Genomic DNA, 23,839 nt, shown 5'->3' on the forward strand with positions numbered 1-23,839 from the left:
GGCTCATGCGACTGCGTTGCTTCGGCGTGTGGAGAGTCCGGTGCCGCGTCATCCAGTAGCGATTGCACTGTCCGTCGCGTAATGGCCAGGTGAGCGAGGCGCTCTTCCAGACAAGCCACTTGGGTGCGCAAGTGATCAATCGCTTCCCGGACTTCGCTCTCCTCTGCGTTCAGGCGCTTGAAGAGTGTTTCGCCCGTCACTGCGGCTCCCATCAACGACTATCTCGCATAGCCCTGTTCATGGAAGGGCTGAGTTAGGCGACTGCGACGCCCCAAACTGTAGGGGGCAGGCGCAGCGTTGTGGGCATCATGCGGTCCTCATTCACCCGGGAGAGATCAACTGCCCTACGTACGTTGCCGCCAGCTCCCTCCTTGTTCTGACCAGTGCTGGTCGGGACTGTGCTTGGCATGCTCAACCACACGCCAGTGTCAGTTGGTTGGTCTAGCGTCGATACCCATGAACACGCAATCCTTCTGGAGTGCGCTGGCGGATGCGCCTGTGCTCTCTCCTGTGCAGCAGTCTGTCGTTGCCGAAGCCGTGGCCCGGCTGCGTGCCCCCGATACCGGGGCCCGCTTCTTCTCCCGGCCCGACCTGTCCGACGCGGTCCGCCACCAACTGATCCGGGACACATTTGACCGCCAGGTACTCAAGGCCATGCTCGCCACCCCTGTCGTGACCACTGAGCACCTGCTGGCGGCAGCGGAGAAGCTCGGTGCCGAGACCGTCCTGCTCGACATGGCACGGTCCCGCTGGGACCTTCCTGACGCCCAGTTACGGCTCGTCTCGCTGCTTGACCACGCCGCCGCACGCCGGGTAGCCGAGACGTGGCAGCACTTCGGTCCGGAGATTCGGGAGGCGCTGATTCTCGCTGCCGCACGGGAGCCCGAGGAACTGCGTGCATTGACAGAGGAGGGGCACCCCCTCAGCGATGCGGACCAGGAGAAGCTGCGGGCCGTGGCGAAGAAGTGGCACGACGATGTCTGGGCCCTCCTCTCGGCCGAACCGGCCGCACGCCAGTGGCCCGCACTGATCGCGGACGAGCAAAGCGGAGAACTCATCACCGGCTTGCTGCTCAGGCGCGCCGAGAACATCGACGACCCCACCCTGCTGGCCTGCCTCCGAGCGGCGTTCCCCGAAGACGCCGCGGATGATGAGGAAGACACCATCTGGACCGTATTCCTGCCGCTCAGCAGACTTTCCGATGTGGTCTCACGGCACCCTCGAGCACTGGTCCTGTACAGCTCGGTGATCGGCAAGATCGCATCCTCCGCTGCGGCTGCCCTCTTCACCGAGGCCAGGGAGAAGGGGGTGCGGGGTACCGGCTGGAAGTCCCTTGAGCGCTTGGCCGACTTGTGCACCGCGCCGGGCGTCCTCCAGGACGCCGCCGACTGCCTGGCCGAAGCCTCAGCACCCCAGTGGTCCTCCCGAGGCCGGCACGACCCGGAATGGATCGCCGCCAGGTCCGCCGCTGCCGACGCTCTCGTACGCAATCCACTCTGCCCAAGCGCTGCCCTGGTCGCTCTGGCGCCGTTCCTCGGTGCGGAGACCGCCGCCCGGTTCGTCGGACATCCTGATGAGGGGGTCCGGGAGGCGGTCGCCCGCATCCTCGAAAAGGCGACCGAGCAGTCCATGAGGTCTGTGCCCACCACTGCCTCGTCGCCCCGTAAGCGGCCAGTGCACCTCGCCGTGCCGTCGGACGACGCACTGGCCGAGAGCGCAGACCCGCAGGCCGCACTCGCTGCCTTCTTGCCACTGAGGGGGACGGCCGCCCAGCGGCGGGAGACTGCGCTCGCGATTCTCGATTCCCGTCACACCACGGCCGTACATCTGCGGGAGATTCCAGCTGTACTGGCCCTCTCCAGCACCGCCCAGGCGGCTGCGGTGGCCGCGCTCGTGCAGGCAGAGCTCGGCGATGACGCGACGGCATGGGAAGCGTTCCAGAGCGCTCTGCACCGGATGGTGCCCAATGCCACCAAGACTGTGGGGGCGCTGATAGCCGAGGCCGTCGGCAGCGCGGGGCTGGACTGAGGGGGACGCTGCGTACTCCCGGGGCTGTGAGTTACGGCCCCGGCTGCGGCGGGCCCTGCACGTGGGTCAGTCCAGGGTGATCGGCCCGTCGGGCAGCCAGCCGTCCAGGTATCCGTCAACGAGAACAGTCGTAGTCGAGAGTTCGTGGCCCTCCAGAAACGTGGGGAGGCTGGTTCGCGGAACCCAGCGGGCGGGGCTGTTCAGGGCAGGACGTTCGGCGCTGCGATCTGTCCTGGCGATGAAGTAGCGCGCTTCGGCGCGGGGCGAGTTGCCAGACGGTGGAGGCGCCCACAAGTGTCCGGTGATCGTTCCCCGCCGCACCGGCTCGCCGTCTATGACATTACTCGTGAGCTGGGCAGCTGCCTCGCCGTACAACTGTCGCGGCCTGACTGCACGCCGGGGCAGGGCCCATGCTCCATGCGCTGCATCTGAGGCGGGCAGCAGCGCGACGCACTGGCTGACGTCAATGAGAACGAGAACGGCATGGCGGCGGAACCGAGGAGCTGGAAGGCGCATTCCCTGATCGTGTGCTCTGGCTGTATGAATAGCCAGCCGGATGGTGCGGATGGAGGAGCACCATTGCGCCATCTAGACGCTGTACCGGTCCGATTCACGCGGAAAGTGCTCTGCCCGCCCCGGAACCTGGCGGCTCCGGGGCGGGCAGCGTACCGACGGGCGTGCTCGATGGCCGGTCAGATGAGGGTGTTGTAGGTGTTCCAGCCGGTGCCGATCTTGGTACGGGTGGCGAACGGGTCCGCGGGGTTGCCGGTGCCGCGGTAGTGCCAGAGTCCGCCGTCGCGGTCGACGGCTATCAGGTCGGCCTTGCCGTCGCCGGTGGTGTCGCCGACGCTGACGATGCGGGTGTAGGTGTTCCAGCCGCCGCCGATCCGCGCACGGGTCGCGTAGGGCGCGGCGGGGTTGCCGGTGGCCTTGTAGAGCCACAGGACGCCGTCGCGGTCGCGGGCGAGGAGGCCGGGCTTGCCGTCGCCGGTGAGGTCGGTTCCGCCGCTGAGGTCGGTGTAGATCTGCCAGCCTCCGCCGATCTTCGTGCGGGGCGCGAAGGGGGCGGAGGGGTTGCCGGTGGCCTTGTAGAGCCAGAGCACGCCGTCGCGGTCACGGGCGACGAGGTCCGCCCTGCCGTCGCCGGTCAGGTCGCCTGCCCCGGTGATCGAGCTGTAGATCTGCCAGCCTCCGCCGATCTTTGTACGGGGTGCGAAGGGGGCGGCGGGGTTGCCGGTGGCCTTGTAGTACCAGAGGGTGCCGGACGCGTCGCGCGCCACGAGGTCGCCGGTGCCGTCGGCCTGGAGGGTGGAGAGTTTGGTGACGGTGTCGTAGGTCTGCCAGCCGCCGCCGATCTGGGTACGGGCGGTGTAGCGGGAGGGGTCGCCGGTGGGGCTGGACTGGTACTGCCACAGGACTCCGGCGCGGTCGCGGCCGTAGAAGGCGGCGCGGTTGGAGGCCGGGATGGTGCCGGTCTTGAACCACAGGTCGCTGTCGGTGCTGCTGTACTGCACGTCCTTGCCGTCGAGGACTTGCAGCGTCCCGTTCAGGTATCCAGCTGAAAGTCCCCAGGCGGCGGTCAGGCGCAGGGATTCGACGGGCCGGGTCGCTCCGCCACTGCTCCAGGTGTGGTCGGGCAGGTCGAGGTAGAGGGAGCCGTCCGCGCCGATGGTCCAGGCGCGGGGGGTGTAGGTGGTGCCGTCGCCGGAGTACTCCACGTGCAGGGCCTGGGCGAGTTGGCGGGCGGTGTAGCCCTTGTCGGCGATCTCCTGGGCGGTGAACAGCCAGCGGGTCCGGGTCGCGGCGGGCGGGGTGTGCATGGTCATGACCGTTTCCAGCTGGATCTCCACCGGCTGGGTGACCCCTGTGTCGACGGGGATGCTCGGCTGCCAGCCGGAGCCGTGTCCGGGGGAAGTCCAGGTCGGGTTGATGAACGGCTGCCCTACCTTCACAGTGGCCGTGGCGCTGGCGCCTTTCTGGCTCAGGATGCGGTCGGTGGCGCCGTCGACCAGATAGGCGTCGACGTACAGCTTTCCTCCCACGTGGCCGTCTGCGGCGACGTGGAGGTGGGTGGTGCCTGCGGTGAGGGTGGCGCCGGGGATGCCGTCGTGGTCGCTGTCCTCCTTGCCGAATCTGGTGAAGAGGGGCCGGGTGGCGCCGAGGTAGGTCATGGGGACGCGGACGCCGGTGTCGTCGGTGACCGTCAGGTGGTCTTCGCCCTGACCGGCGAGGGTGAAGAGCAGGTAGCTGTCCGCGGCGGGCGGGTTCTTCAGGGTGATGTCGATGTCTGCTGCGGTGCCGTTGACATCGATGCTGTCCGGGGTCTGCAGGGACAGGGATGGGGAGTCCAGGGCGGTGTCCGCCAGGGCGGTGTCCAGCGGGGTGACGCCGAGTGCGGTACCAAGGGCCGCTGCGGTGAGGGCGGCGCGGTGCCGACGCTCGAGACGCATGGGGATGTCCCTTTCAGGAGCGCCGCCCGAGTCGTTCGGGCGGCGGAGAAGGAGCGGTGAAAGGCGGCACGAATTGTGTACGCGCATGCGCGCGCAGGGAGGTCCGTGCCGCCTCGGTGGCCGAGAGGGGTGCCGGGCCCCTGGTCGGGGCCCGGCACTGGGTCACTAGCTGTAGTTGTTGAAGAGGTGGACGCGGTCGAAGGTCCAGTTGCCAGGGGCAGCGGACCAGCCCGGCTGGGGGTCGCTGAACCCGTTGCCGTTGGAGCGCCAGGTGAACATCTTCACTGCGCCGTTGTCGTAGCCGTACATGGCGGCGATGTCGTCCTTGCCGTCGCCGTCGAAGTCGCCGGCGACGATCTTCATGTTGGGGTAGTAGTAGTTGCCCGGCGGGGCCTGCCAGCCCATCTTCGGGTTGTCGAACTTTCCGCCGCTGGTGGCGTTGCTGACGAAGGTGTGGATGGCGTCTCCGCCGTCGGCCTGGTCGTACCAGGCGGCGATGTCGTCCTTGCCGTCGCCGTTGAAGTCGCCTGCGACGATGTGGGTGCGGGCGAACTGGAAGTTGGTCGCTTCCCAGGAGGAGGTGCGGTCCTGGAAGCCGCCGTCCTCGCGGGCGAGGAAGCTGTGCAGCTGCACGTGGTTGTCGCTGTAGCCGTAGAGCACGCCCAGGTCGGAGCGGCCGTCGCCGTTGAAGTCCCCGACTGTGAACTTCATGTTGTTCACGTTGTAGTTGCCCGGCGCGGAGTACTGGGAGGCGAGGGGGGCGTTGAAGCCGCCTCGGATGTCGGCGGTGAACGTGAACAGCTGGTCGCTGCCGTTTCCGTAGGAGTACCAGACCACGAGGTCGTCGCGGCCGTCTCCGTTGAAGTCCCCGGAGCGCATGGTCATGTTCCCGAAGGCCCAGTTGCCGGGGCCGCTGCCCCAGGACGCGGTGGGGGCCTCGAAGCCTCCGTCGGCCTTGCCGAGTGCGGTGAACAGTTTGACGCTGCCGTCGCTGTAGCCGTACAGGGCGGCCATGTCGGCGCGGCCGTCGCCGTTGTAGTCGCCGGTGGCGAACTTCATGTTGCTGGCGTTCCAGTTCCCCGTCGGCGAGGTGTAGGAGGCCAGGGGCGGTGCGGTGAGCGTGCCGTCCGAGCTCGACAGGAAAGTGTGCATCCCGTCGTGGCCGTCGCCGAAGTCGTACCAGTCCGCGAGGTCGTCGCGGCCGTCCCCGTCGTAGTCGTGCTGCAGCGCGGTGCCGCTGGACCACTTGGCGTGCCCGGCGAAGTCGTACAGCACCAGGTTGCCGCGGTCCTGCAGCAGGGCGTAGCCGTTGTCCGTGCCGGCGGCGGCCTTCCAGACCACCTGGCCGCCGGAGTTCTGGACGGCGAGGACGCCGTCCGCCTGCATGACCGCCTTGCTGCCTGCATCCCCGGCGGGCGAGGCCCACAGGGTCTTGCCGGCGTTCGAGGTGATCACGAGGCGGTTGCCGGTGAAGGCGAGCTTGGCCGAGCGGGACTTGAAGCTCTGCCCGTCCGTGATGACGGTGCCCGCGGGGATGCGGATGCCGCCGGTGGAACCGTCGATCACGAAGCTGCTGCCGAAGCCGGTGACCTTGGTGCCGTCACTCTTGCCCGCCCAGCCGACCATGGTGTTGTCCGCCTGGCGCGCCCACAGATCGGGGACCTTGTCCCCGGTGACGTCCCCAATGGAGCTGAGGGTGGGGTACTTGGCGGTGGTGTAGCCGGAGCCGATCTTCGCCGAGTACCGGGAGTCGAGGCTGCCCCACTTGGACAGGTCGAGTATCTGCTTGCCGGACTGCACGTCCTTGATGCCCTGCCCGTACGAGACGTACAGGTCACCGTTTGCCTTGTCGCGCAGCCACAGGTCGGGCAGTCCGTCCCCGTTGATGTCGCCCGGTGCAATGACGGTGTAGTTGTTCCATCCAGTGTCACCGACCGCGAGCGGGGAACTCAGGTGCTCGTTGCGGTTGCCGTAGTAGAGGTAGAGCAGATCGCCCTCCTGTACCAGCAGGTCGGGCTTGCTGTCGCCGTTGATGTCGCCGGGGGCGACGATCTGGTCGGCGTCCTTCCAGTGGTCGTCCGAGGTGAAGCACGTCAAGTCGTCGGCCTCGGGGCAGTCGACGGTCAGTGCGGTACCGACCGCGGCCGTGCCCAGGCCGGTCTGCGTGAGGGTGCCGTTGCCGTCGTTGGCATACGTCCACAGCTTCTTCCGCTTCTCGGCCTCGCTGTACTCCAGGGAGACGAGGTCGGTAGCGCTGTCCTCCCGCCATCCACCGCGATAGGTGATCTGCGCGCCGGTGAACGCCTTGCCACCGCTGGAGGCGGCGGAGAACTGACCGTTGTTCTGCCCCGCGTAGGTGAGCAGGGTGCCGTTGGAGTCGACGCTCCAGATGTCGTTGTTGCCGTCGCCGTTGAGGTCGCCGGGCTGGTCGCGCTCGCCGCGGGTGTTGGCGTAGTAGAGGTAGGAGGTGGGGTCGGACTGGTTGCCGGCGGCGTCGACGCTGTAGGCGTAGACGAAGTGCGGCCCCTCGCCCGGCGGCTTGATGCGCGCGGAGATCTTGCCGTTCTCGCAGGCGCCGAGCGTTGCCTTGTGCTGGGAGGCGTCGGTGTCGCTCCACCACCAGATGGAGTCGACGTCGTTCACGCCGTTGGGGTCGAACGTGAAGCAGCCTTCGTCCCGGGCCCGGCCGGTGGTGGCGGGCCTGCCGTCCTTGCCGTCCGGGAACTGGACCGAGTTGATGACTGGCGGCTTGGAGGGCCGGGTGCGGTCCACGGAGAACTTGCAGGTCTTGCTCGCCGAGGACGACGCGCCTTGGTTGTCGGTCGCCGTCACGTTCCACGTGTAGTCACCGGTGGGCAGGTCGGCGTCCGCGACCGGCAGTGTGGCGACGGACCAGTTCGTGGCGTCGACCGTCTTCTGGAGGAACGGCTTGCTCTCCCCGGTCTTCGTCACGGTGAAGCGGGCGTGCAGCGGGCCCGCGTCGGGCTGCTTGACCCGGGCGTACAGGCTGACGTGCGTGTTGCCGACAGCGCTGCCGGCCTCGCAACTCGTGTGCGGGAAGGTGCCCAGCTTGTCCGGTGCGTCCGGCACCCTGTTGTACAGGGTCTCCAGCACGGCGGACTTGGGGTCGAACTTCTTCCAGCTGAAGGTGTCCTCCTCCGGCTGGTCGCCCTTCTCGTCCTCGGCCGTCGCGCTCAGCCCCAGGGTGATACTGGCCCTGCCCTGGTCGGCGACCGTCTTCATCTTCGGCGTGACGTCGAATTCGAGGTTGCCCGCCGGGCAGGAGGTGCTGCTCCAGCCCTTGGCGTCGTCGACGGTCTTCAGCGGCTCGCTGCCGATCCGGCCGGGCTGGTTGTTCCAGTTGGTCTTGCGTGAGATCGGGCCGGTCTCCCACAGCTGTACGGGGCGGGCCTGGCAGGACCACGACCACACGTTCTTGATCCGGAACGTGGACTTGACGACCTTCGCGCCCTTGAGCTTGGCGGTGTCCATCTGGAAGAAGGACCGCGAGACCCCGTCCGTCTCGTGCTCGAACCCGACCCGTGCCACGTCCTTGGCGTCGTAGTAGGAGTTGGTGGGCCACTTCTTGTAGACGCGGGTCCAGTGCTGACGCTCGCTGTAGCTGCTGCCGCTCCACGGCGGGTCGATGTACACCGGGTACTTGGTGTCCGACGCGTTCAGCAGCGAGCGGTCGGGGACGATGCTGAGGGTGTTGCCGCTGAGGCTGGTGGGCATCAGCGAGTTCTTGGCACCGGCCTGCTGGTCGAACGACGAACCGGGTGCGGGTGCGGCTGCCACCAGCGGGGCCTTGACCTCGCCGCTGTTGACGGCGGTGGAGTCCCACATCACCGGGCGTGGGCTGGAGAACACCGTCTGCCCGGCCGGGTCGACGGCCGAGACGACACCGGTGTCGTCATCCTTCGACACCGTCAGACCAGAGGCCCGCAGGGAGTACTTGACCGTCTCAAGCGCCGGGTTCTTGGCCGCTTCGGCGGTCTTGACCACCAACAGCTGCGAGAACCCGTCGACTTCGGCCTTCAGCTGCATGTCGACGCCGGGCAGTACCTCTGCGTACGTGGCGACATTCCCCGCGAGCGTCGGCTTGGGCAGCTCGCTCGGCCAGCCCAGCGTCAGGGTGCGGCCGTCCCGTACGCCCGTCAGCAGCGGACCCGTGCCGCCGCCGGAGAACACCACGCTCACCGTCGACGCCTTCGGTACGACACTGCCGTCGGCGGCGAGGACCAGCGTGGGGTCGGTGGCGACCCAGCCGCCGTCGCGGAAGACGCGGATGGGCGAGCCGTAGCGCTTGACGGAGAACGTGCCGTCCGGGTTCGCCCACTCGTCCGACGACTCGGTCCGCGCCGAGACCACCTCGGCGGGCTGACCCGATGCCTGGGCCGCGGCCAGAGCCCGGTCTTCCTCCGGCAGCCCACTGTCGGAGGGCGTGTCCGCCGCCGCAGCTGCGCGCGCCTGCGGGGAGGCGCTTGCGGAGACCGGGACCAAGAAGCTCGTCGCCCCGACAGCGCCGCCTATTCCGACGGCCAGTAGGCGTCTGAGCCGACGTCGGGAGGCATGCCCCCGGCGTGAAATCGACATTACGCGACCCTTCACATGTACATGGAAAATAAGCAGCACTTTATAGCCCGGGATCGGGTGGCCTAAAGCGGGGTTGGTAATTTCTGTTCGGTGTGTGATCTAGCTCGCCGGAGCGGAGAAAACTCCTCATATAAAGAGCAGATAAGTGGTCAAACGGGACGCTCTGCATCTCTTTGACGCGCGACTGACCTGCAAGGTTGTACGGAGAGTGCCTTGACGTTCGCCCTCTGAGTTGATAGCGGACTGTCGCCGATATCTTCAAAGCTGACGCATAGGTTCGGTGGTGGGGGAAGTCGGGCGGTGAGGGGCGCCTTGATATCGTTCGGCCGTCATTTTTGAATTGTGCGAGGGGTGGAGCGTGGCCAGATTTGGCATGCGCGGGCTCACGGTCGCTTTGGCCGTGGCCACAATGACGGGGGCGTTGCCGACCGTGTCGGTCGCGGCGACGGCCCCCGGTCCGAAACTACCGGGGCTGGTGCAGCCCAAGGCCGTTCCGGTGACGAAGGTCGCCGCGGGCGGCGCGCAGCGGCGCGACGATGCCGCGCTGCACAGTTGGAAGGGGGCGCCGAAGGTCACCTGGCCGTCGGCGGGATCCACCGACATCGACCTCACACGTACCGGAACGCGGCGTGCGCCGGCGGCAGCCGTACGGGGCGCTGCCAAGCTCCCCGTCACCGTGGCTCCCGCGGACCCCAAGGCACGCGGGGGCAGCCGCCCGGCCAAGGTGAAGGTCGCGGTCGCCGACCGCACCAAGGCGCGCCAGGCAGGCGTCGAGGGAGTCCTGCTGTCGGTGGGCCGCACGGACGGCGCCACGAACGGCGGTCCGGCCGAAGTGAGCGTGGACTACTCCTCGTTCGGAGCGGCGTACGGCGGTGACTGGGCCAGCCGCCTGCGGCTCGTGCAGCTGCCCGCCTGTGTGCTGACCATGCCGGACAAGGCCGAGTGCCGTACACAGACGCCGCTGGCCACCCGTAACGACGCCAAGTCGCACACGTTGACCGCCACTGTGACGGTGAACCCGCAGACTGGCTCCGGCACTTCCTCACGGTCGGGCCTCATGGGTGCGATGGCCAGCGGCGCGACCGTCCTGGCAGCAGCCGCAGACGCGACGGGATCCAGCGGCGACTACAAGGCCACCTCCCTGCAGCCGTCCGGCTCTTGGACGGCTGGCGGTTCCAGCGGTGCCTTCACCTGGAACTACCCGCTCGGGACTCCTGCTGTGCCCGGCGGGCTGCAGCCGAAGCTGAGCCTCGACTACTCCTCGCAAGCCGCCGACGGACGCACCTCGTCCACCAACAACCAAGCTGACTGGGCGGGTGACGGCTGGTCGCTGCAGCCGGGTTTCATCGAGCGGCGCTACAGGCCCTGCGACGACGACAAGGACGGCGGGACCAACAGCTCCAAGGTCGGCGACCTGTGCTGGCAGTCCAACGACAACGCGACCCTGTCGCTGGGCGGCAAGAGCACGGAGCTGGTCTACCAGTCGGGCAAGGGCTGGCACCCGGCCTCCGACTCCGGTGAGAAGGTCGAGAAGCTGACCGACTCGGACTACAAGACGGCCAACGGTGACAACAACGGTGAGCACTGGAAGGTCACCACGACCGACGGCACCCAGTACTTCTTCGGCCTGAACCGGCTCCCGGGCTGGCGCGACGACAACCCGGCCACGCCCGCCAAGGACCCGGACCCGGTCACCAACTCGACGCTGACCGTGCCGGTTTTCGGCAACCAGTCGGGCGAGCCCTGCTACGACTCCTCCTTCGACTCCGCCTCCTGCGACCAGGCCTGGCGGTGGAACCTGGACTACGTCGTCGACCCGCACGGCAACGCGATGGCGTACTACTGGAACAAGGAGACCAACAACTACGCCCGGAACATGTCGCTGACCACGGGCAAGGGCACCCCGTCCAAGTACAACCCGGCGGGCTACCTCGACCACATCGACTACGGGCTGCGCTCGAACGCCGTCTACACCGGCAAGGCGATGGGCCAGGTCTCCTTCGGTGTCAGCGACCGCTGCCTGAACGACTGCGCCTTCGACGAGGCGCACGCCGCGAACTGGCCCGACGTTCCGTTCGACCAGTTCTGCAAGGACGGGGACGACTGCAAGGGCAAGGGGTCGCCGACGTTCTGGTCCCGCAAGCGACTGACCACCGTCACCACCAAGGTGCTCACCGGCGGCGCGTACAGCAACGTCGACTCCTGGACCCTGGACCAGGACTTCCCCGACGGCGCGGGCGACGGCATCCACCGCCCGATGTGGCTGAAGTCCATCACCCGTACCGGCCTGGCGGGCGGCACCGCCCAGCTGCCGCCGGTGACGTTCAAGGGCCAGGGCCTGTCCAACCGCGTCGACAAGACCGGGGACGGGCTCGCCCCGTTCTTCCGTATGCGGCTGAGCCAGATCACGACCGAGACGGGCGGCACCATCGGTGTCACCTACGCGGAGGACCCGGACTGCAGTCCGACGAGTCTGCCGCCGACGGACGGGACGAACACCACCCGCTGCTACTCGGTGAAGTGGCCGTACGAAGGGGAGAAGGCCAAGCGGGACTGGTTCGTCACCTACCCCGTCACCCAGGTCCTCCAGGGCGACAACCTCGCCGAGACCCCCGACGTCGAGACCGACTACAGCTACCTCGGTGGCATGGCCTGGACAAAGAGCACGGACGAGTTCACCAAGGCCGAGGACCGTACGTATTCGGTCAACCGGGGTTACGGCCAGGTGCAGACCCGTACCGGAAACCCCAACGCGGCCCGGACGCTGACCCAGACGCGGTACTTCCGGGGCGTCGACGGTGCCGATGTCGCCGACTCGTCGGGGGCGAAAGTCACCGACCGCGAGCAGTTCGCGGGCATGGTCCGTGAGAAGGCCACCTACAACGGTGACGACACCGGCAAGCTAGTCTCCGCCACCTCGTACACCCCTTGGCGCTCGGCGGTGACCGCCGCCCGTTCCCGCAGCGGTCTGCCGGACCTGGAGGCGTACCAGACGGGTACGGAGTCGGAGCGGACTCGTACCACCGTGAGTGGCAGCGAGCGGACCACGAGGCTCACCCGCGCCTTCGACGAGTACGGCATGGTCACGAAGGTCTCCGATCTCGGTGACGAGGACAAGACCGGCGACGAGACCTGCACCACCACCAGCTACACGCGCAACACCGGCACCTGGATCCTGAACAAGGTCTCCCGGGTCCTCACCAGCAACGTCACCTGCGACACAGGTGCGCTCTTCCCGCAGAACCTGGTCAGCGACACCCGCACCTTCTACGACGGCGCCACCTCGATCACGGCGGCCCCGACCAGAGGTGATGTCACCAAGACGCAGAAGGTGAAGGGCGACGGGGCCGGATACGACGGCACCGACGGCGGTTTCGACACCGTCTCCAGCACCCCGGCCACCTGCGGCACTGACGGCAAGCAGCTCTGCTACGACCAGTACGGCCGCGCGCTGGCCGTGACGGACCCGTACGGCAAGACCACGACGACTGCTTACCTCCCCGCCGAGGGCGAACCGGCCACCAAGACGACGGTGACCAACGCGCGCGGCCAGGCCGTCACCAACACGGTCGACCCGCTCCGCGGTCTGCCGACCAGCGTGACGGACATCAACAACGCCGTGACCACCACGGCCTACGATCCTCTGGGCCGCACCACCGGCGTCTGGCTGCCCACCCACACCCAGGCCGCCTTCCCGCAGTACCCGAACTACAAGTACGAGTACCTGGTCCGCAACGACGGCCCGGTCGTCGTCACCACGGGCAAGCTCAACAGCCACTCCGCCTACACGACCAGCTACGACTTCTACGACGGACTGCTGCGCCCGCGTCAGACCCAGGCCATCGCGCCGGACGACTCCGGACGCGTGGTCAGCGAGACGTTCTACAACAGCCGTGGCGAGGCGTGGTGGTCCTCGGGCACGTACTGGGCCGAGGGCAAGGCCGAACCGGTCCTCGTGACCGGCAAGACCACCACCTACCCCAACTCGACCGAAACCGAGTTCGACGGGGCTGGACGCCCCACCGCCGTCATCTCCAAGCACCTAGGGGACGAGACCAAGCGCACCACCACCAGCTACACGGGTGACAGCACCACCGTCACCCCGCCGCAGGGCGGCACCACGACCAAGACGGTCGTGGACGCGCGCGGCCGCAAGACAGCCGTCTACAACAACGGCGACCCCAAGCCGGCCGTCAGCTACACCTACAACAGCCTGGGCCAGCTCGCCGAGGTGCAGGACGCCGTGGGCGCCAAGTGGACATACGGCTATGACCTGCGGGGCCGCCAGGTCCGCGTCGACGACCCCGACAAGGGGACTTCCACCACTACCTACGACCAGGGTGACCGGGTCACGGACGTCAAGGACGCCCGGGGCATCACCCTGCACACCGACTACGACGACCTAGGGCGGCGCACCAAGCTCACCCAGGGCACCACGGTGCTGTCGGAGTGGACGTACGACGGCGCGGTTAACGGCAAGGGCAAGCCCTACACGGCCACCCGCTACGTCGACGGTAAGCCGTACACGAACACCAACCTGTCCTACACCCTCAACGGTGACCCGGTCGGCATCCAGGCCACCATCCCCGACAGCCAGGGCGCCCTGGCCGGCACCTACAAGTGGGTCACCGCCTACGACGCGGTGACGCGCCTGCCGCAGTGGACCCAGCAGCCCGCCATCGGCGGCCTGCCCCTGGAGAAGCTGTACTACGGCATCACCAACAGCACCGACGTGCCCGACACCCTCTACGCCGGCAGCGACCCGATCGTCTCCCACACGCTGTACGACCACTACGGCCGCACCCAACGTGAGGAATACGGGGCGCTCGGCAAGAAGGTCTACGCCTCCTACACCTACGACGACCACACCAGCGCGCTGACCAGCGTGACCACCGACCGGGACCTGGGCCCGGCCCGCATCGACGACACCCGCTACACCTACGACCCCTCGGGCAACATCACGTCCATCACCACCGGCTCCGGCCAGGACACCGCCCGCACCGTCGACACGCAGTGCTTCGTCACGGACAACCTGCGCCGGATCACGGAAGCGTGGACGGCCACCGACCAGTGCAAGACCGTGCCCACGACCGCCTCGTCCGCGAGCGTCGGCGGCCCGGACGCGTACTGGACGTCGTACACCTACGACGCGGTCGGCAACCGCCAGACGGAGACGCAGCACAAGACGGCGGGCGGCCCAGCCACCGACGCCGTCCGCACCTACGCGCCCCCAGCCGCAGGCAAGCACGCGCTGCCGCAGGTCACGGAGACCGGCCCCAACGCCCACACCGAGACGTACGGCTACGACCAGGCGGGCAACACCACCAGCCGCAAAACCGGCACCACAGCTGACCAGACACTGACCTGGGACACCGAAGGCCACCTCGCCACCGTCACCCAGAGCGGCAACACCACCAGCTACCTCTACGACGCCAGCGGCAACCGCCTCACCCGCACCGACTCCACCGGCACCACGCTCTACCTCCCGGGCGGCAACGAGCTCCTGCTCAAGTCGGGCACCGTAACCGGCACCCGCTACTACAGTTACAGCGGCAAAACCGCCGCGGTCCGAGCCGCAGGCCAGCTCACGTTCCTGCTCTCCGACCCGCACGGCACCACCACCAGCCAGATCGACGTCACCACCCAGGCGATCACCCGCCGCAGGACCACCATCTTCGGTGCCCCGCGCGGAACCACCCCCACCACATGGGCTGGCGACAAGGGGTTCGTTGGAGGCACCAAGGACACCGACACTGGCTTGACCCACCTCGGTGCCCGCGAGTACGAGCCGAAGACGGGCCGCTTCATCAGCGTCGACCCCCTCCTCGAAACCGACAAGCCCCAATCACTTAGCGGCTACACGTACGCTGAGAACAACCCGGTCGCGGCATCGGACCCCAGCGGGATGTCGTCCTTCAGCTGCAACATGGACACCGGCAGCTGCCCCGATGGGACAGAAGAAGCGGAACGGAATAATCAGCCGGTATTGACCGGAACCACTCCCGCCCCGTCCCCCCGGCCGAAACTGCACCCTGCCTGGCACGTCACCGTCCCACAAAAGTATCGATACGAAGTAAACGGCGTGTGTGTTTACGCCATGGCTAGTAGCTGCGATCGCGTGGAGCCCACACCTTCGGTGGCAGAAATACCCGACCTGCCGTGCCCGGCCGGCGACCCTGGGTGGCTCTGTGATATCAGGAATTCCTACTACAAGACCGCGATGATATTCGGCCCCATGGTGGGCATGGTCAGCGCCAGCCGCGGCTGGGGTGGTAGAGGAAAGGGGCGGACGGGCACCCCTAATGAGAGCGGAGGTAAGCCCACGCAATGCTTCCTTGCTGGCACCCTGGTTCTCATGGGGGATAAATCAACCAAGAAGATCGAAGAAGTCAAGGTAGGTGATGAAGTACTCGCCACCGACCCTGAACGGGGAATGACTTCGAAGCGTAAGGTAACAGCCCTCGTCATCACTGAAGGCGACAAGCACTTCAATGAGCTGACCATCGCGACCGCCGATGGCCCGAAGAAGCTTACGGCTACTCGCGAGCACCCTTTCTGGGTCAAGTCCGAGCGTCGCTGGGTAGTGGCGGGCGAACTCGCGTCAGGTATGACCCTGCTCACTGATGACGGCGCGACTGCCTCTGTTCAGGCAAGCCGCTCATACAGCAAGCATGCACGTACATATAATCTCACCGTCGCCGATGTCCACACGTACTATGTACTTGCGGGTAGCACTCCAGTGCTCGTCCACAACACCTGCGGCTTGATTGAGCTGGGGCCGGGTGTTGATTCTGCTGAGGCATTGAAGGGTTTCAATCCCCCAGGGCCCGAGATCGAGTACGTCTTCGAACCGGGGACGCGAAAGTTCGTGACGGGCGATCCATCCCATCTGAAACTTCCTGGCAGTCCGCACGAACAGTTGGCCCGATCGATTGGCGCCGATGAGGAGACCGTGCTTGGTGGCACTATCTATCGAGATAATGGACGCCTAGTCTTCACGGAGAGTAGTGGTCATTACGGACATAGATGGACTGACACGCAACGCCAGCAATTCCATAACTTCCTAGAGGATTATGGGGTTGAGTATGAATACAGCCCATGGGGGTAACGTGAATAAATGGATCCCAGTAATCTATCGTGGTAACGGGGCTTGGATTGGGGTCATGCCCAACGGGGAAATGGGTGTTGGGATTGAAGCCGAGGGGCGAGTATCCCTAAAGGCGTCAGGATTCACTCCCATGTGGCCTTTTATGGAACAGGGGCTTTCGGAATGCCTGCAAAATCTGCGCAGCGCTTGGACCGCGCGGCCAGTTGCAGGGCTGCCGCGTCCAGAGAGTCTGATTGAGGAGACAGTCAGGTCGGCGTGGGCTTCTGGTCGGCCATACTGGATGCACCTTTCCGTATCTTGGGTCACGGAAATGGTTGACGATCTTGGCTTTGATCGTCAAATCATCCGGGATCTCGTCGTCGAAATGCTGCAATCGGACAAGCTGACTCCCGAGTTGCGTGAATGCGTGATTCGTGCGTCTTCAAGACTTGCCCGTGACGGTGAGGGAAATTCGTGAGATGTATGATCCCGTGAAGGTTCGCCAAGGAGTCTGGCCAGCGAGCTGTGGATTCTGCCGGTAAGCGAGACGGATAACCGGCTTCGTTGGTGCATTTTCAAATCCGGAGACCAGTGATCGTTTAGTGCTCTGGCGAGGTCTCTGGGATTTCGGGGCAGGGCTCCACCTAGTGTTGATGTCGGGTGGAGCCCTGAATCATTTACGTTATCGTGTCGGAATCACGTTAATCCAGGCTCTGTCCGGCTATCGCATTAGCTAATGTTGGCCAGCTGAGTCGTCTGTCGAACGCGATCGGCGAGCAAGTGTTTGAATGGTGCTTTCCAGTGCATTGTTCAACGGCGACGCGCCTGGACGGGCGGGTGGGCGGCCTTAAAGTTCCATGCAGGCTGAACCTTGTTGGTGGCCTCCACTGGCTGATACACGGCTGTGGCTGGCCCGATCACCCGTTTCGCGCTCCCCGTCCTTCCTCTATTTGGCCGAGCATGCGCAAGCCCTATGCGCGGCGGAGCACTGAGTGACCGTTGTGGTGGCCGCCCCTACGTAATGTGCCTCTGTGTTCTGGTCGACGCATGCGCCGCCAGGCGTCTGTGATGGCTGTGGCGAGTTTGGGCAAGGTGGGGTAGTCGTACATACGAACAGGGCAAGGTCGGCTGCATGTTCCCCGTTGGCGCGTGACCCTTCCAGGGATTTGGGAAAACGCCTCGATGAGGTTGGGAAGCCTGAGCTGGAGTCAGCCGTATCCCCAGCTCACCCCCACCCGCGAACGGCCCACAACAACAGGGAAGAGCCCCTGTCGGAGAGATCCGGCAGGGGCTCTTCTTCGTGTGCCCGGACAATGCGATGGGTGAGCGGGGGCCCAAGGGCCGCCCCGGTGGGCGCCCTTGGGGTGTGGGCTCCGTCTCACGCGAGCGGCTTCGCGTAGCAGCGGCTGCTCGGGTATTCGCGGTAGTGGCCGAACTTGGTGCAGGGGGTGTAGCCCGTGGAGGTGTACAGGGCTATCGCCTCCGGCTGCCTGTTGCCGGTTTCCAGAACCATGCGGGTGCGGCCGGCGGCGCGGGCGTCGGCTTCCAGGGCGGCGAGGATGCGGCGGGCCAGGCCCAGGCCGCGCGCCTCCGGGATGACGTACATGCGCTTCAGCTCGGCGTCGCCGTCGGAATAGCCCTCGTCGTTCTTGTCCTGGGTGCGCCAGCCGCCGGTGGCGATCGGGCGCTCCTCCGCGTCGTACGCGATGAGGTACAGCCCCTTCGGGGGTACGAACATCGAGGCGTCCAGCGGTGTGGCGTCGCCGTCGTCCCCGTAGCGCTCGATGTATTCGAGCTGCACCTGGTCGTTGAGCTTGATGGCGTCCGGGTGGTCGTACCCGAGGGTGCGGATGTTCATGCGTTCCAGCGTACTTCTATGCAGGCGATCACGATGACCGGGTGGGTATGGTGCCCCGGTGCTCACTGTTACCTCTGTGAATGTAAATGGGCTCCGCGCCGCTGCCAAGAAGGGCTTCCTGGAGTGGCTGGCCGGGACCGACGCCGATGTGCTGTGCCTCCAGGAGGTACGGGCCGAGCCGCAGCAGCTGACGGCCGACGTACGCGAGCCCGAGGGGTGGCACGTCGTGCACGCGCCCGCCGCCGCCAAGGGCCGGGCCGGGGTCTCGCTCTACACCCGCCGCGAGCCCGAGCGCGTACGGGTCGGGTTCGGCAGCGCGGAGTTCGACGGCAGCGGGCGGTATGTCGAGGCGGACCTGCCCGGCGTCACCGTCGCCAGCCTGTACCTGCCCTCCGGCGAGGTCGGTACGGAGAAGCAGGACGAGAAGTATCGGTTCATGGGGGAGTTTCTGGCGTATCTGAAGGAGCTCCGCGCGCGGGCCGCCGCCGATGGGCGCGAGGTCGTCGTCTGCGGTGACTGGAACATCGCCCACCGCGAGGCCGACCTCAAGAACTGGCGCGGCAACAAGAAGAACTCCGGCTTCCTGCCGGAGGAGCGCGAGTGGATGTCCCGCGTCTTCGGCGAGCTCGGCGACGGGGCCGGGAGCGACGCCGGTTACGTGGACGTCGTGCGCGGGCTGCACCCCGAGGAGGAGGGCCCGTACTCGTGGTGGTCCTACCGCGGGCGCGCCTTCGACAACGACACGGGCTGGCGCATCGACTACCAGGTCGCCACGCCCGGGCTGGCCGCGCGGGCGGTCAAGGGGTTCGTGGAGCGGGCCGCCAGCCATGGGGAGCGGTGGAGCGACCATGCGCCGGTCACTGTGGCGTACGAGCTCTAGGCGTACGTACGAGGTGTACGCGCTGTAGGCGTACGGGGGTCACGTGGTCGGTCCCTCGCCCGGGCCCTTCGCCATGTGGCGGTCCAGGGCCATGGAGAGTTCCGCCTCGACCACGTTCTTGGCCAGCGGGCGCAGGGCGGCGATGTCCTGGTCGGGGGCGTGGGCGCGCAGCAGCGTGAGGAAGAGGCGGGCCAGGGCGTCCGCGTGGGTGCGGACCTCGCGGCCCGCCGCCAGGACCGCCGCCAGCGGGACGCCCTCGCGTACCAGCGCGGCCGAGACGTCGAGCAGTCGGCGGCTGATGTGGACGATCTCCTCGCCGTCGACGGCGAGGTAGCCGAGGTCCAGTGCGGCCGCCAGGTTCTCCGGGGTCACCTCGCCCGCGAAGTGGTCCGCGAGGGCTTCGGGGGTCAGCCGGACCGGGGTCTCCTCGGTCGGCTCGACCAGGCCCAGCGCCTCGCCCGCGTCCCGGCCGGACTCGAACGCGGCGGTCAGGTCGGCGATGCCGGAGAGGGTGTGGCCGCGCTCCAGTAGTGCGGTGATCGTGCGGAGGCGGGCCAGGTGGTGGTCGTCGTACCAGGCGATACGGCCCTCGCGGCGGGGCGGCGGGATGAGGCCGCGCTCCCGGTAGAAACGGAGGGTGCGCACGGTGATGCCTGCCTTGGCGGCCAGCTCGTCCATGCGGTACTCGCGGGGCGGGGCGGGGTCGACTGCGGGCCCCTGCGGGGTGCGGGCGGGGTCGACTGCGGGCGCCCCGTGCGTGCGGGCGGCTTCGGCCCGGGCGTCTGCGGGCACCCCGTGCGTGCGCGGAGCCTCGGTCCCGGCGGCTGCGGGCACCCGCTCTGCGCCGGGGGCCTCGGTGCCAACGGGGGCTTTGCCCCCCGCCCTCCCGTTCGGCTGCGGGCCGTCGTCCGCTGCAGGGTGGGGCGCAGCGGGGCTGGAGCCGTCCTCCGGTGCCGCGCCGCCCGTGGCGGAGCCATCGTCCCCCACGCCTGCTCCTCCGTCTGTCACACCCGCCAGCCTATGTTGTACCGCCGGTAACTTTCCCCGGCTGACCCCTACCGCTCGGTATGCCGCTGCTCTACTCTCCCCATTGTGCCAGTGATTACTGGCAGAGTCGCTACGCACGGACAAACGGCATGGAGGCGGTGGCATGGTCCAGCACGAGCGCGACCACGAGCACGTTCGCGTCGCGGTGATCGGATCCGGGTTCGGGGGGCTCGGGGCTGCCGTGCGGTTGCGGCGGGAGGGGATCACCGACTTCGTGGTCCTTGAGCGGGCCGACTCCGTGGGTGGGACCTGGCGGGACAACAGTTACCCCGGGTGCGCCTGTGACGTGCCGTCGCATCTGTACTCGTTCTCCTTCGCGCCCAACCCGGACTGGCCGCGTACCTTCTCGGGGCAGCGGCACATCCGGGCCTATCTGGAGCACGTCGCCGACACCTTCCGGCTGCGGCCCCATCTGCGCCTCGGGCATGAGGTCACGATGATGCGGTGGGACAGTGAGCAGCTTTGGTGGGTCATCGAGGCCGCCAATGGGGTCACCATCACCGCCGATGTTGTTGTGTCGGCCACCGGGCCGCTCTCCGATCCCAAGATCCCTGACATCCCCGGGCTCGACACCTTTCCCGGCAAGGTCTTCCACTCCGCCCGCTGGGACCACGACTACGACCTGCGCGGCAAGCGCGTCGCCATGATCGGGACCGGGGCGTCCGCCATTCAGATCGTGCCTGCGATCCAGCCCCAGGTCCGTACGCTCACGCTCTTCCAGCGCACCCCGCCCTGGGTCATGCCGCGCGTCGACCGGGCCATCAGCGCGCCCGAGCGGTGGCTGCACCGGCAGCTGCCGTTCACCGGGGCCGCGCGGCGTGGACTGCTGTGGGGGATACGGGAGTTGCAGGTCAGCGCGTTCACCAAGCGGCCCAATGAGCTGGGGCTCGTCGAGTCGCTGGCCAAGCGGAACATGGCCCGGGCCATCAAGGACCCGGCCCTGCGCGCCAAGCTGACCCCCGACTACCGCATCGGCTGCAAGCGGATCCTGCTGTCGAGCGAGTACTACCCGACGCTCGCCAAACCCAATGTCGATCTGGTCGCCTCCGGGCTCGCTGAAGTGCGCGGGTCCACCCTCGTCGCCGCCGACGGGACCGAGACCGAGGTCGACGCGATCGTCTTCGGCACCGGGTTCCATGTCACCGACATGCCGATCGCCGACCGCGTCGTCGGCGCCGACGGGCACACGCTCGCCGAGGCGTGGAAGGGCGGCATGGAGTCGCTGCGCGGCGCCACCGCCGCCGGGTTCCCCAACTGGATGACGATCATCGGGCCCAACACCGGGCTCGGGAACTCCTCCATGATCCTGATGATCGAGTCGCAGCTCAACTACATGGCCGACTACCTGCGGCAACTCGACGTCCTCGGCGGGCGCGTCGCCCTCGGCGCCCGGCCCTCCGCCGTCGGCGTCTGGAACCGGCGCGTCCAGGAACGGATGAAGCGGACCGTGTGGAACACCGGCGGCTGCACCAGCTGGTACCTGGACCCCAGCGGCCGCAACACCACCATCTGGCCCGGCACGACCGGAGAGTTCCGCAAGGAGACCCGTGCGGTCGATCTCGGGGAGTACGAGGTGATCCGGGCCAGGGCCGCCGAGTCCCAGGACAAGCCCGCGCCCGCCAAGTCCCGTACACCCCGCCGGAAGCCCAACACCCCCGAGGCGGTGGCCTCATGAGCCCCGTCCGTACACCCCACGTCACCACCGGCCCCTACGCCCCGCCCGCCCCCGCCCGTACGCTCACCGCCGTCTCCGTCGACGGCGCCCGGCTGCACGTCGAGGTGCACGGGCCCGAGGGTGCGCCGGCCGTCGTCCTCGCGCACGGGTGGGCCTGCTCGACCGCCTTCTGGGCCGCGCAGATCCGCGCGCTGGCGGGGGAGCACAGGGTGATCGCGTACGACCAGCGCGGTCACGGACGTACGCCCGCGCACGCCGTCTGTTCCACCGGGGCGCTCGCCGACGACCTGGAGGCGGTGCTCGCCGCTACGCTCGCGCCGGGCGAGAAGGCCGTGCTCGCGGGGCACTCCATGGGCGGCATGACGCTGATGGCGGCCGCCCGGCGGCCAGGGCTTCGCGAGCACGCGGCGGCGGTGCTGCTGTGCAGTACGGGCAGTTCACGGCTGGTGGCCGAGTCGCTGGTGGTGCCGCTGCGGGCGGGGCGCGTCCGCACCCGCCTCACCCGCGCCGTCCTCGGCTCGAAGGCCCCGCTCGGCCCGGTCACGCCCATAGGGAAGAAGGTCCTTCGTTACGCGACGATGGGCCCGGGCGCCGCACCGGACCGTATAGAGGCGTGCGCCAGGATCGTGCACGGCTGCGACCGCAGGCCCCGGTACGCCTGGTCGCAGGTCCTGAGCGAGCTCGAACTGGACGATCTTGTACGGGAGTTGAGGGTGCCTGCGGCCGTTGTTGCGGGCACGGCCGACCGGTTGACCCCGCCCGTGCACGCCCGGCGGCTCGCGGCCGCGCTGCCCGTCTGCGCGGGGCTCACCGAGCTCACCGGCGTCGGGCACATGACTCCGGTCGAGGCACCGGAGGTGGTCACGGAACGCATCCGTGAACTGGTTCGTACGTATGTGACGGTGACCGTGACGGTCGAGGAGGACGCGGTATGAGCAGGGTGAGCCTTGAAGGACAGGTCGCGGTCGTCACCGGCGCCGCCCGGGGAGTCGGCGAGCTGCTCGCCCGCAAACTGTCGGCGCGCGGCGCCAAGGTGGCGCTGGTCGGCCTGGAGCCGGACGAGTTGAAGCGGGTGGCCGCGCGGCTGCACACCGAGGCGGAGTCCTGGTTCGCGGACGTCACCGACCACGAGGCGATGGCGCGGGTCGCGGGCGAGGTCAAGGAGCGGTTCGGCAAGGTCGACATCGTGGTCGCCAACGCGGGCGTCGCGTCGGGCGGGCCGTTCGTGGACTCCGACCCGGAGGCGTGGCGGCGGGTCATCGAGGTCAATCTGATCGGCGGCGCGGTGACGGCCCGCGCCTTCCTGCCCGTACTGATGGAGAGCCGGGGCTACTTCCTGCAGATCGCCTCGCTCGCCGCGATCACTCCGGCGCCGATGATGACGGCGTACTGCGCGTCCAAGTCGGGCGTGGAGGCGTTCGCGCACAGCCTGCGGGCCGAGGTGGGCTACAAGGGCGTACGGGTCGGGGTCGGGTATCTGTCCTGGACCGACACGGACATGGTGCGCGGCGCGGACCAGGACGAGGTGATGCGCGAGCTGCGGCAGCGGCTGCCGTGGCCCTCCAACCGCACGTATCCGCTGGGCCCGGCCGTCGACCGCATCGTGGCGGGCATCGAGCGGCGGTCCTCGCATGTGTACGCGCAGTGGTGGCTGCGGGGGATGCAGTCGGTGCGGGGGTATCTGCCGTCGGTCATCGGGGCCGTGGGGCAGCGCGAGATGCGGCGCTTCGAGCCCCGGCTCTCGGGGGTCGGGCGGGGGCTCGTGGGGGCCGGCGGAGCCGCCGACGAAGAGGAACGGGTGGTCCGTCACCGACCGTAATCAGCCGAAATGCGTGCTGTGTCCCTGCGTGCCACGCTGGTCGAGGTCCAACCCCCTCACCCATTCACGGGAGTACACCTCATGGGTATCAAGGACGAGATGCAGGGCAAGGCGCAGCAGGCGAAGGGCAAGATGCAGGGCAAGAAGGGCGAGGCGCAGCAGCGGGCCCAGCAGGCCCAGGAGAAGTCCCAGGGCAAGAACCAGGAGGAGACCCGGCGGGCGCAGCAGGAGGCCCAGGACCGTTTCGACATGGACTACGACGTGTAGCGCTCGCGCGCAGCGACACGAAGTGGCGCACCCCGGTACGCGGGGGTGCGCCATTTTGTGCGTGCGCCCCATAGGAGCGCGGGGAATTGCGCGACCAGCCACGCACGGTCCGCAGGTGAAAGGGGAGGGCGG

Annotated in this window: 12 protein-coding genes; 8 read left to right on the plus strand and 4 right to left on the minus strand. The window is 67.8% G+C overall.

Going from position 1 to position 23,839, the window contains the following annotated elements:
* Positions 1–456 precede the first annotated feature (456 nt).
* On the plus strand, positions 457–2,028 hold the full coding sequence (locus ACT1U9_RS18290; RefSeq protein WP_444533795.1) for a hypothetical protein: 1,572 nt from the start codon (positions 457–459) through the stop codon (positions 2,026–2,028).
* Between the two features lie 692 nt (positions 2,029–2,720).
* Here the strand turns inward: ACT1U9_RS18290 and ACT1U9_RS18295 are convergent.
* Both ACT1U9_RS18295 and ACT1U9_RS18300 read right to left on the minus strand, forming a co-directional pair.
* Positions 2,721–4,478, minus strand: coding sequence for an FG-GAP-like repeat-containing protein (locus ACT1U9_RS18295; protein ID WP_444533796.1), 1,758 nt, complete (start codon positions 4,476–4,478; stop codon positions 2,721–2,723).
* A 165-nt stretch (positions 4,479–4,643) separates the two neighbouring features.
* On the minus strand, positions 4,644–8,981 hold the full coding sequence (locus tag ACT1U9_RS18300; protein WP_444533797.1) for an FG-GAP-like repeat-containing protein: 4,338 nt from the start codon (positions 8,979–8,981) through the stop codon (positions 4,644–4,646).
* A 502-nt stretch (positions 8,982–9,483) separates the two neighbouring features.
* Between ACT1U9_RS18300 and ACT1U9_RS18305 the strand changes: the two genes are divergently transcribed.
* Both ACT1U9_RS18305 and ACT1U9_RS18310 read left to right on the plus strand, forming a co-directional pair.
* Positions 9,484–16,182, plus strand: a complete 6,699-nt coding sequence (locus ACT1U9_RS18305; protein WP_444539163.1) for a polymorphic toxin-type HINT domain-containing protein — start codon at positions 9,484–9,486, stop codon at positions 16,180–16,182.
* A 55-nt stretch (positions 16,183–16,237) separates the two neighbouring features.
* Complete coding sequence (locus ACT1U9_RS18310; RefSeq protein ID WP_444533798.1) at positions 16,238–16,639, plus strand: hypothetical protein; 402 nt, start codon at positions 16,238–16,240, stop codon at positions 16,637–16,639.
* A 900-nt stretch (positions 16,640–17,539) separates the two neighbouring features.
* Here the strand turns inward: ACT1U9_RS18310 and ACT1U9_RS18315 are convergent.
* On the minus strand, positions 17,540–18,019 hold the full coding sequence (locus tag ACT1U9_RS18315) for a GNAT family N-acetyltransferase (protein ID WP_444533799.1): 480 nt from the start codon (positions 18,017–18,019) through the stop codon (positions 17,540–17,542).
* Positions 18,020–18,077: 58 nt separating this feature from the next.
* Here ACT1U9_RS18315 and ACT1U9_RS18320 point away from each other — a divergent pair, with 58 nt between their 5' ends.
* Positions 18,078–18,899 (plus strand): exodeoxyribonuclease III, encoded by an 822-nt coding sequence (locus ACT1U9_RS18320; protein WP_444533800.1) that lies wholly within the window; start codon positions 18,078–18,080, stop codon positions 18,897–18,899.
* Positions 18,900–18,938: 39 nt separating this feature from the next.
* Here ACT1U9_RS18320 and ACT1U9_RS18325 read toward each other — a convergent pair whose 3' ends face one another.
* Positions 18,939–19,577 (minus strand): MerR family transcriptional regulator, encoded by a 639-nt coding sequence (locus ACT1U9_RS18325; protein ID WP_444539164.1) that lies wholly within the window; start codon positions 19,575–19,577, stop codon positions 18,939–18,941.
* A 472-nt stretch (positions 19,578–20,049) separates the two neighbouring features.
* Between ACT1U9_RS18325 and ACT1U9_RS18330 the strand changes: the two genes are divergently transcribed.
* The 4 genes from ACT1U9_RS18330 to ACT1U9_RS18345 all read left to right on the plus strand — a co-directional run bounded on the left by ACT1U9_RS18330 (position 20,050) and on the right by ACT1U9_RS18345 (position 23,707).
* Positions 20,050–21,621, plus strand: coding sequence for a flavin-containing monooxygenase (locus ACT1U9_RS18330; RefSeq protein WP_444533801.1), 1,572 nt, complete (start codon positions 20,050–20,052; stop codon positions 21,619–21,621).
* A complete protein-coding gene (locus tag ACT1U9_RS18335) occupies positions 21,618–22,556 on the plus strand; it encodes an alpha/beta fold hydrolase (RefSeq protein ID WP_444533802.1) in 939 nt (312 codons plus the stop codon). The genes ACT1U9_RS18330 and ACT1U9_RS18335 overlap by 4 nt, the downstream gene beginning before the upstream one ends.
* Complete coding sequence (locus ACT1U9_RS18340; RefSeq protein ID WP_444533803.1) at positions 22,553–23,440, plus strand: SDR family oxidoreductase; 888 nt, start codon at positions 22,553–22,555, stop codon at positions 23,438–23,440. Before ACT1U9_RS18335 ends, ACT1U9_RS18340 begins: the two co-directional genes overlap by 4 nt.
* 81 nt (positions 23,441–23,521) lie before the next feature.
* Positions 23,522–23,707, plus strand: a complete 186-nt coding sequence (locus ACT1U9_RS18345; protein ID WP_444533804.1) for a hypothetical protein — start codon at positions 23,522–23,524, stop codon at positions 23,705–23,707.
* Positions 23,708–23,839 lie beyond the last annotated feature (132 nt).

This window comes from Streptomyces sp. BR1, from assembly GCF_052373795.1.
Taxonomy (GTDB): Bacteria; Actinomycetota; Actinomycetes; order Streptomycetales; family Streptomycetaceae; genus Streptomyces.

Coding starts and splice junctions, on each gene's coding strand:
- ACT1U9_RS18290 (WP_444533795.1), top strand. CDS start 457: ATGAACACGCAATCCTTCTGGAGTGCGCTGGCGGATGCGCCTGTGCTC.
- ACT1U9_RS18295 (WP_444533796.1), bottom strand. CDS start 4,478: ATGCGTCTCGAGCGTCGGCACCGCGCCGCCCTCACCGCAGCGGCCCTT.
- ACT1U9_RS18305 (WP_444539163.1), top strand. CDS start 9,484: ATGACGGGGGCGTTGCCGACCGTGTCGGTCGCGGCGACGGCCCCCGGT.
- ACT1U9_RS18310 (WP_444533798.1), top strand. CDS start 16,238: ATGCCCAACGGGGAAATGGGTGTTGGGATTGAAGCCGAGGGGCGAGTA.
- ACT1U9_RS18315 (WP_444533799.1), bottom strand. CDS start 18,019: ATGAACATCCGCACCCTCGGGTACGACCACCCGGACGCCATCAAGCTC.
- ACT1U9_RS18325 (WP_444539164.1), bottom strand. CDS start 19,577: ATGGACGAGCTGGCCGCCAAGGCAGGCATCACCGTGCGCACCCTCCGT.
- ACT1U9_RS18330 (WP_444533801.1), top strand. CDS start 20,050: ATGGTCCAGCACGAGCGCGACCACGAGCACGTTCGCGTCGCGGTGATC.
- ACT1U9_RS18335 (WP_444533802.1), top strand. CDS start 21,618: ATGAGCCCCGTCCGTACACCCCACGTCACCACCGGCCCCTACGCCCCG.
- ACT1U9_RS18340 (WP_444533803.1), top strand. CDS start 22,553: ATGAGCAGGGTGAGCCTTGAAGGACAGGTCGCGGTCGTCACCGGCGCC.
- ACT1U9_RS18345 (WP_444533804.1), top strand. CDS start 23,522: ATGGGTATCAAGGACGAGATGCAGGGCAAGGCGCAGCAGGCGAAGGGC.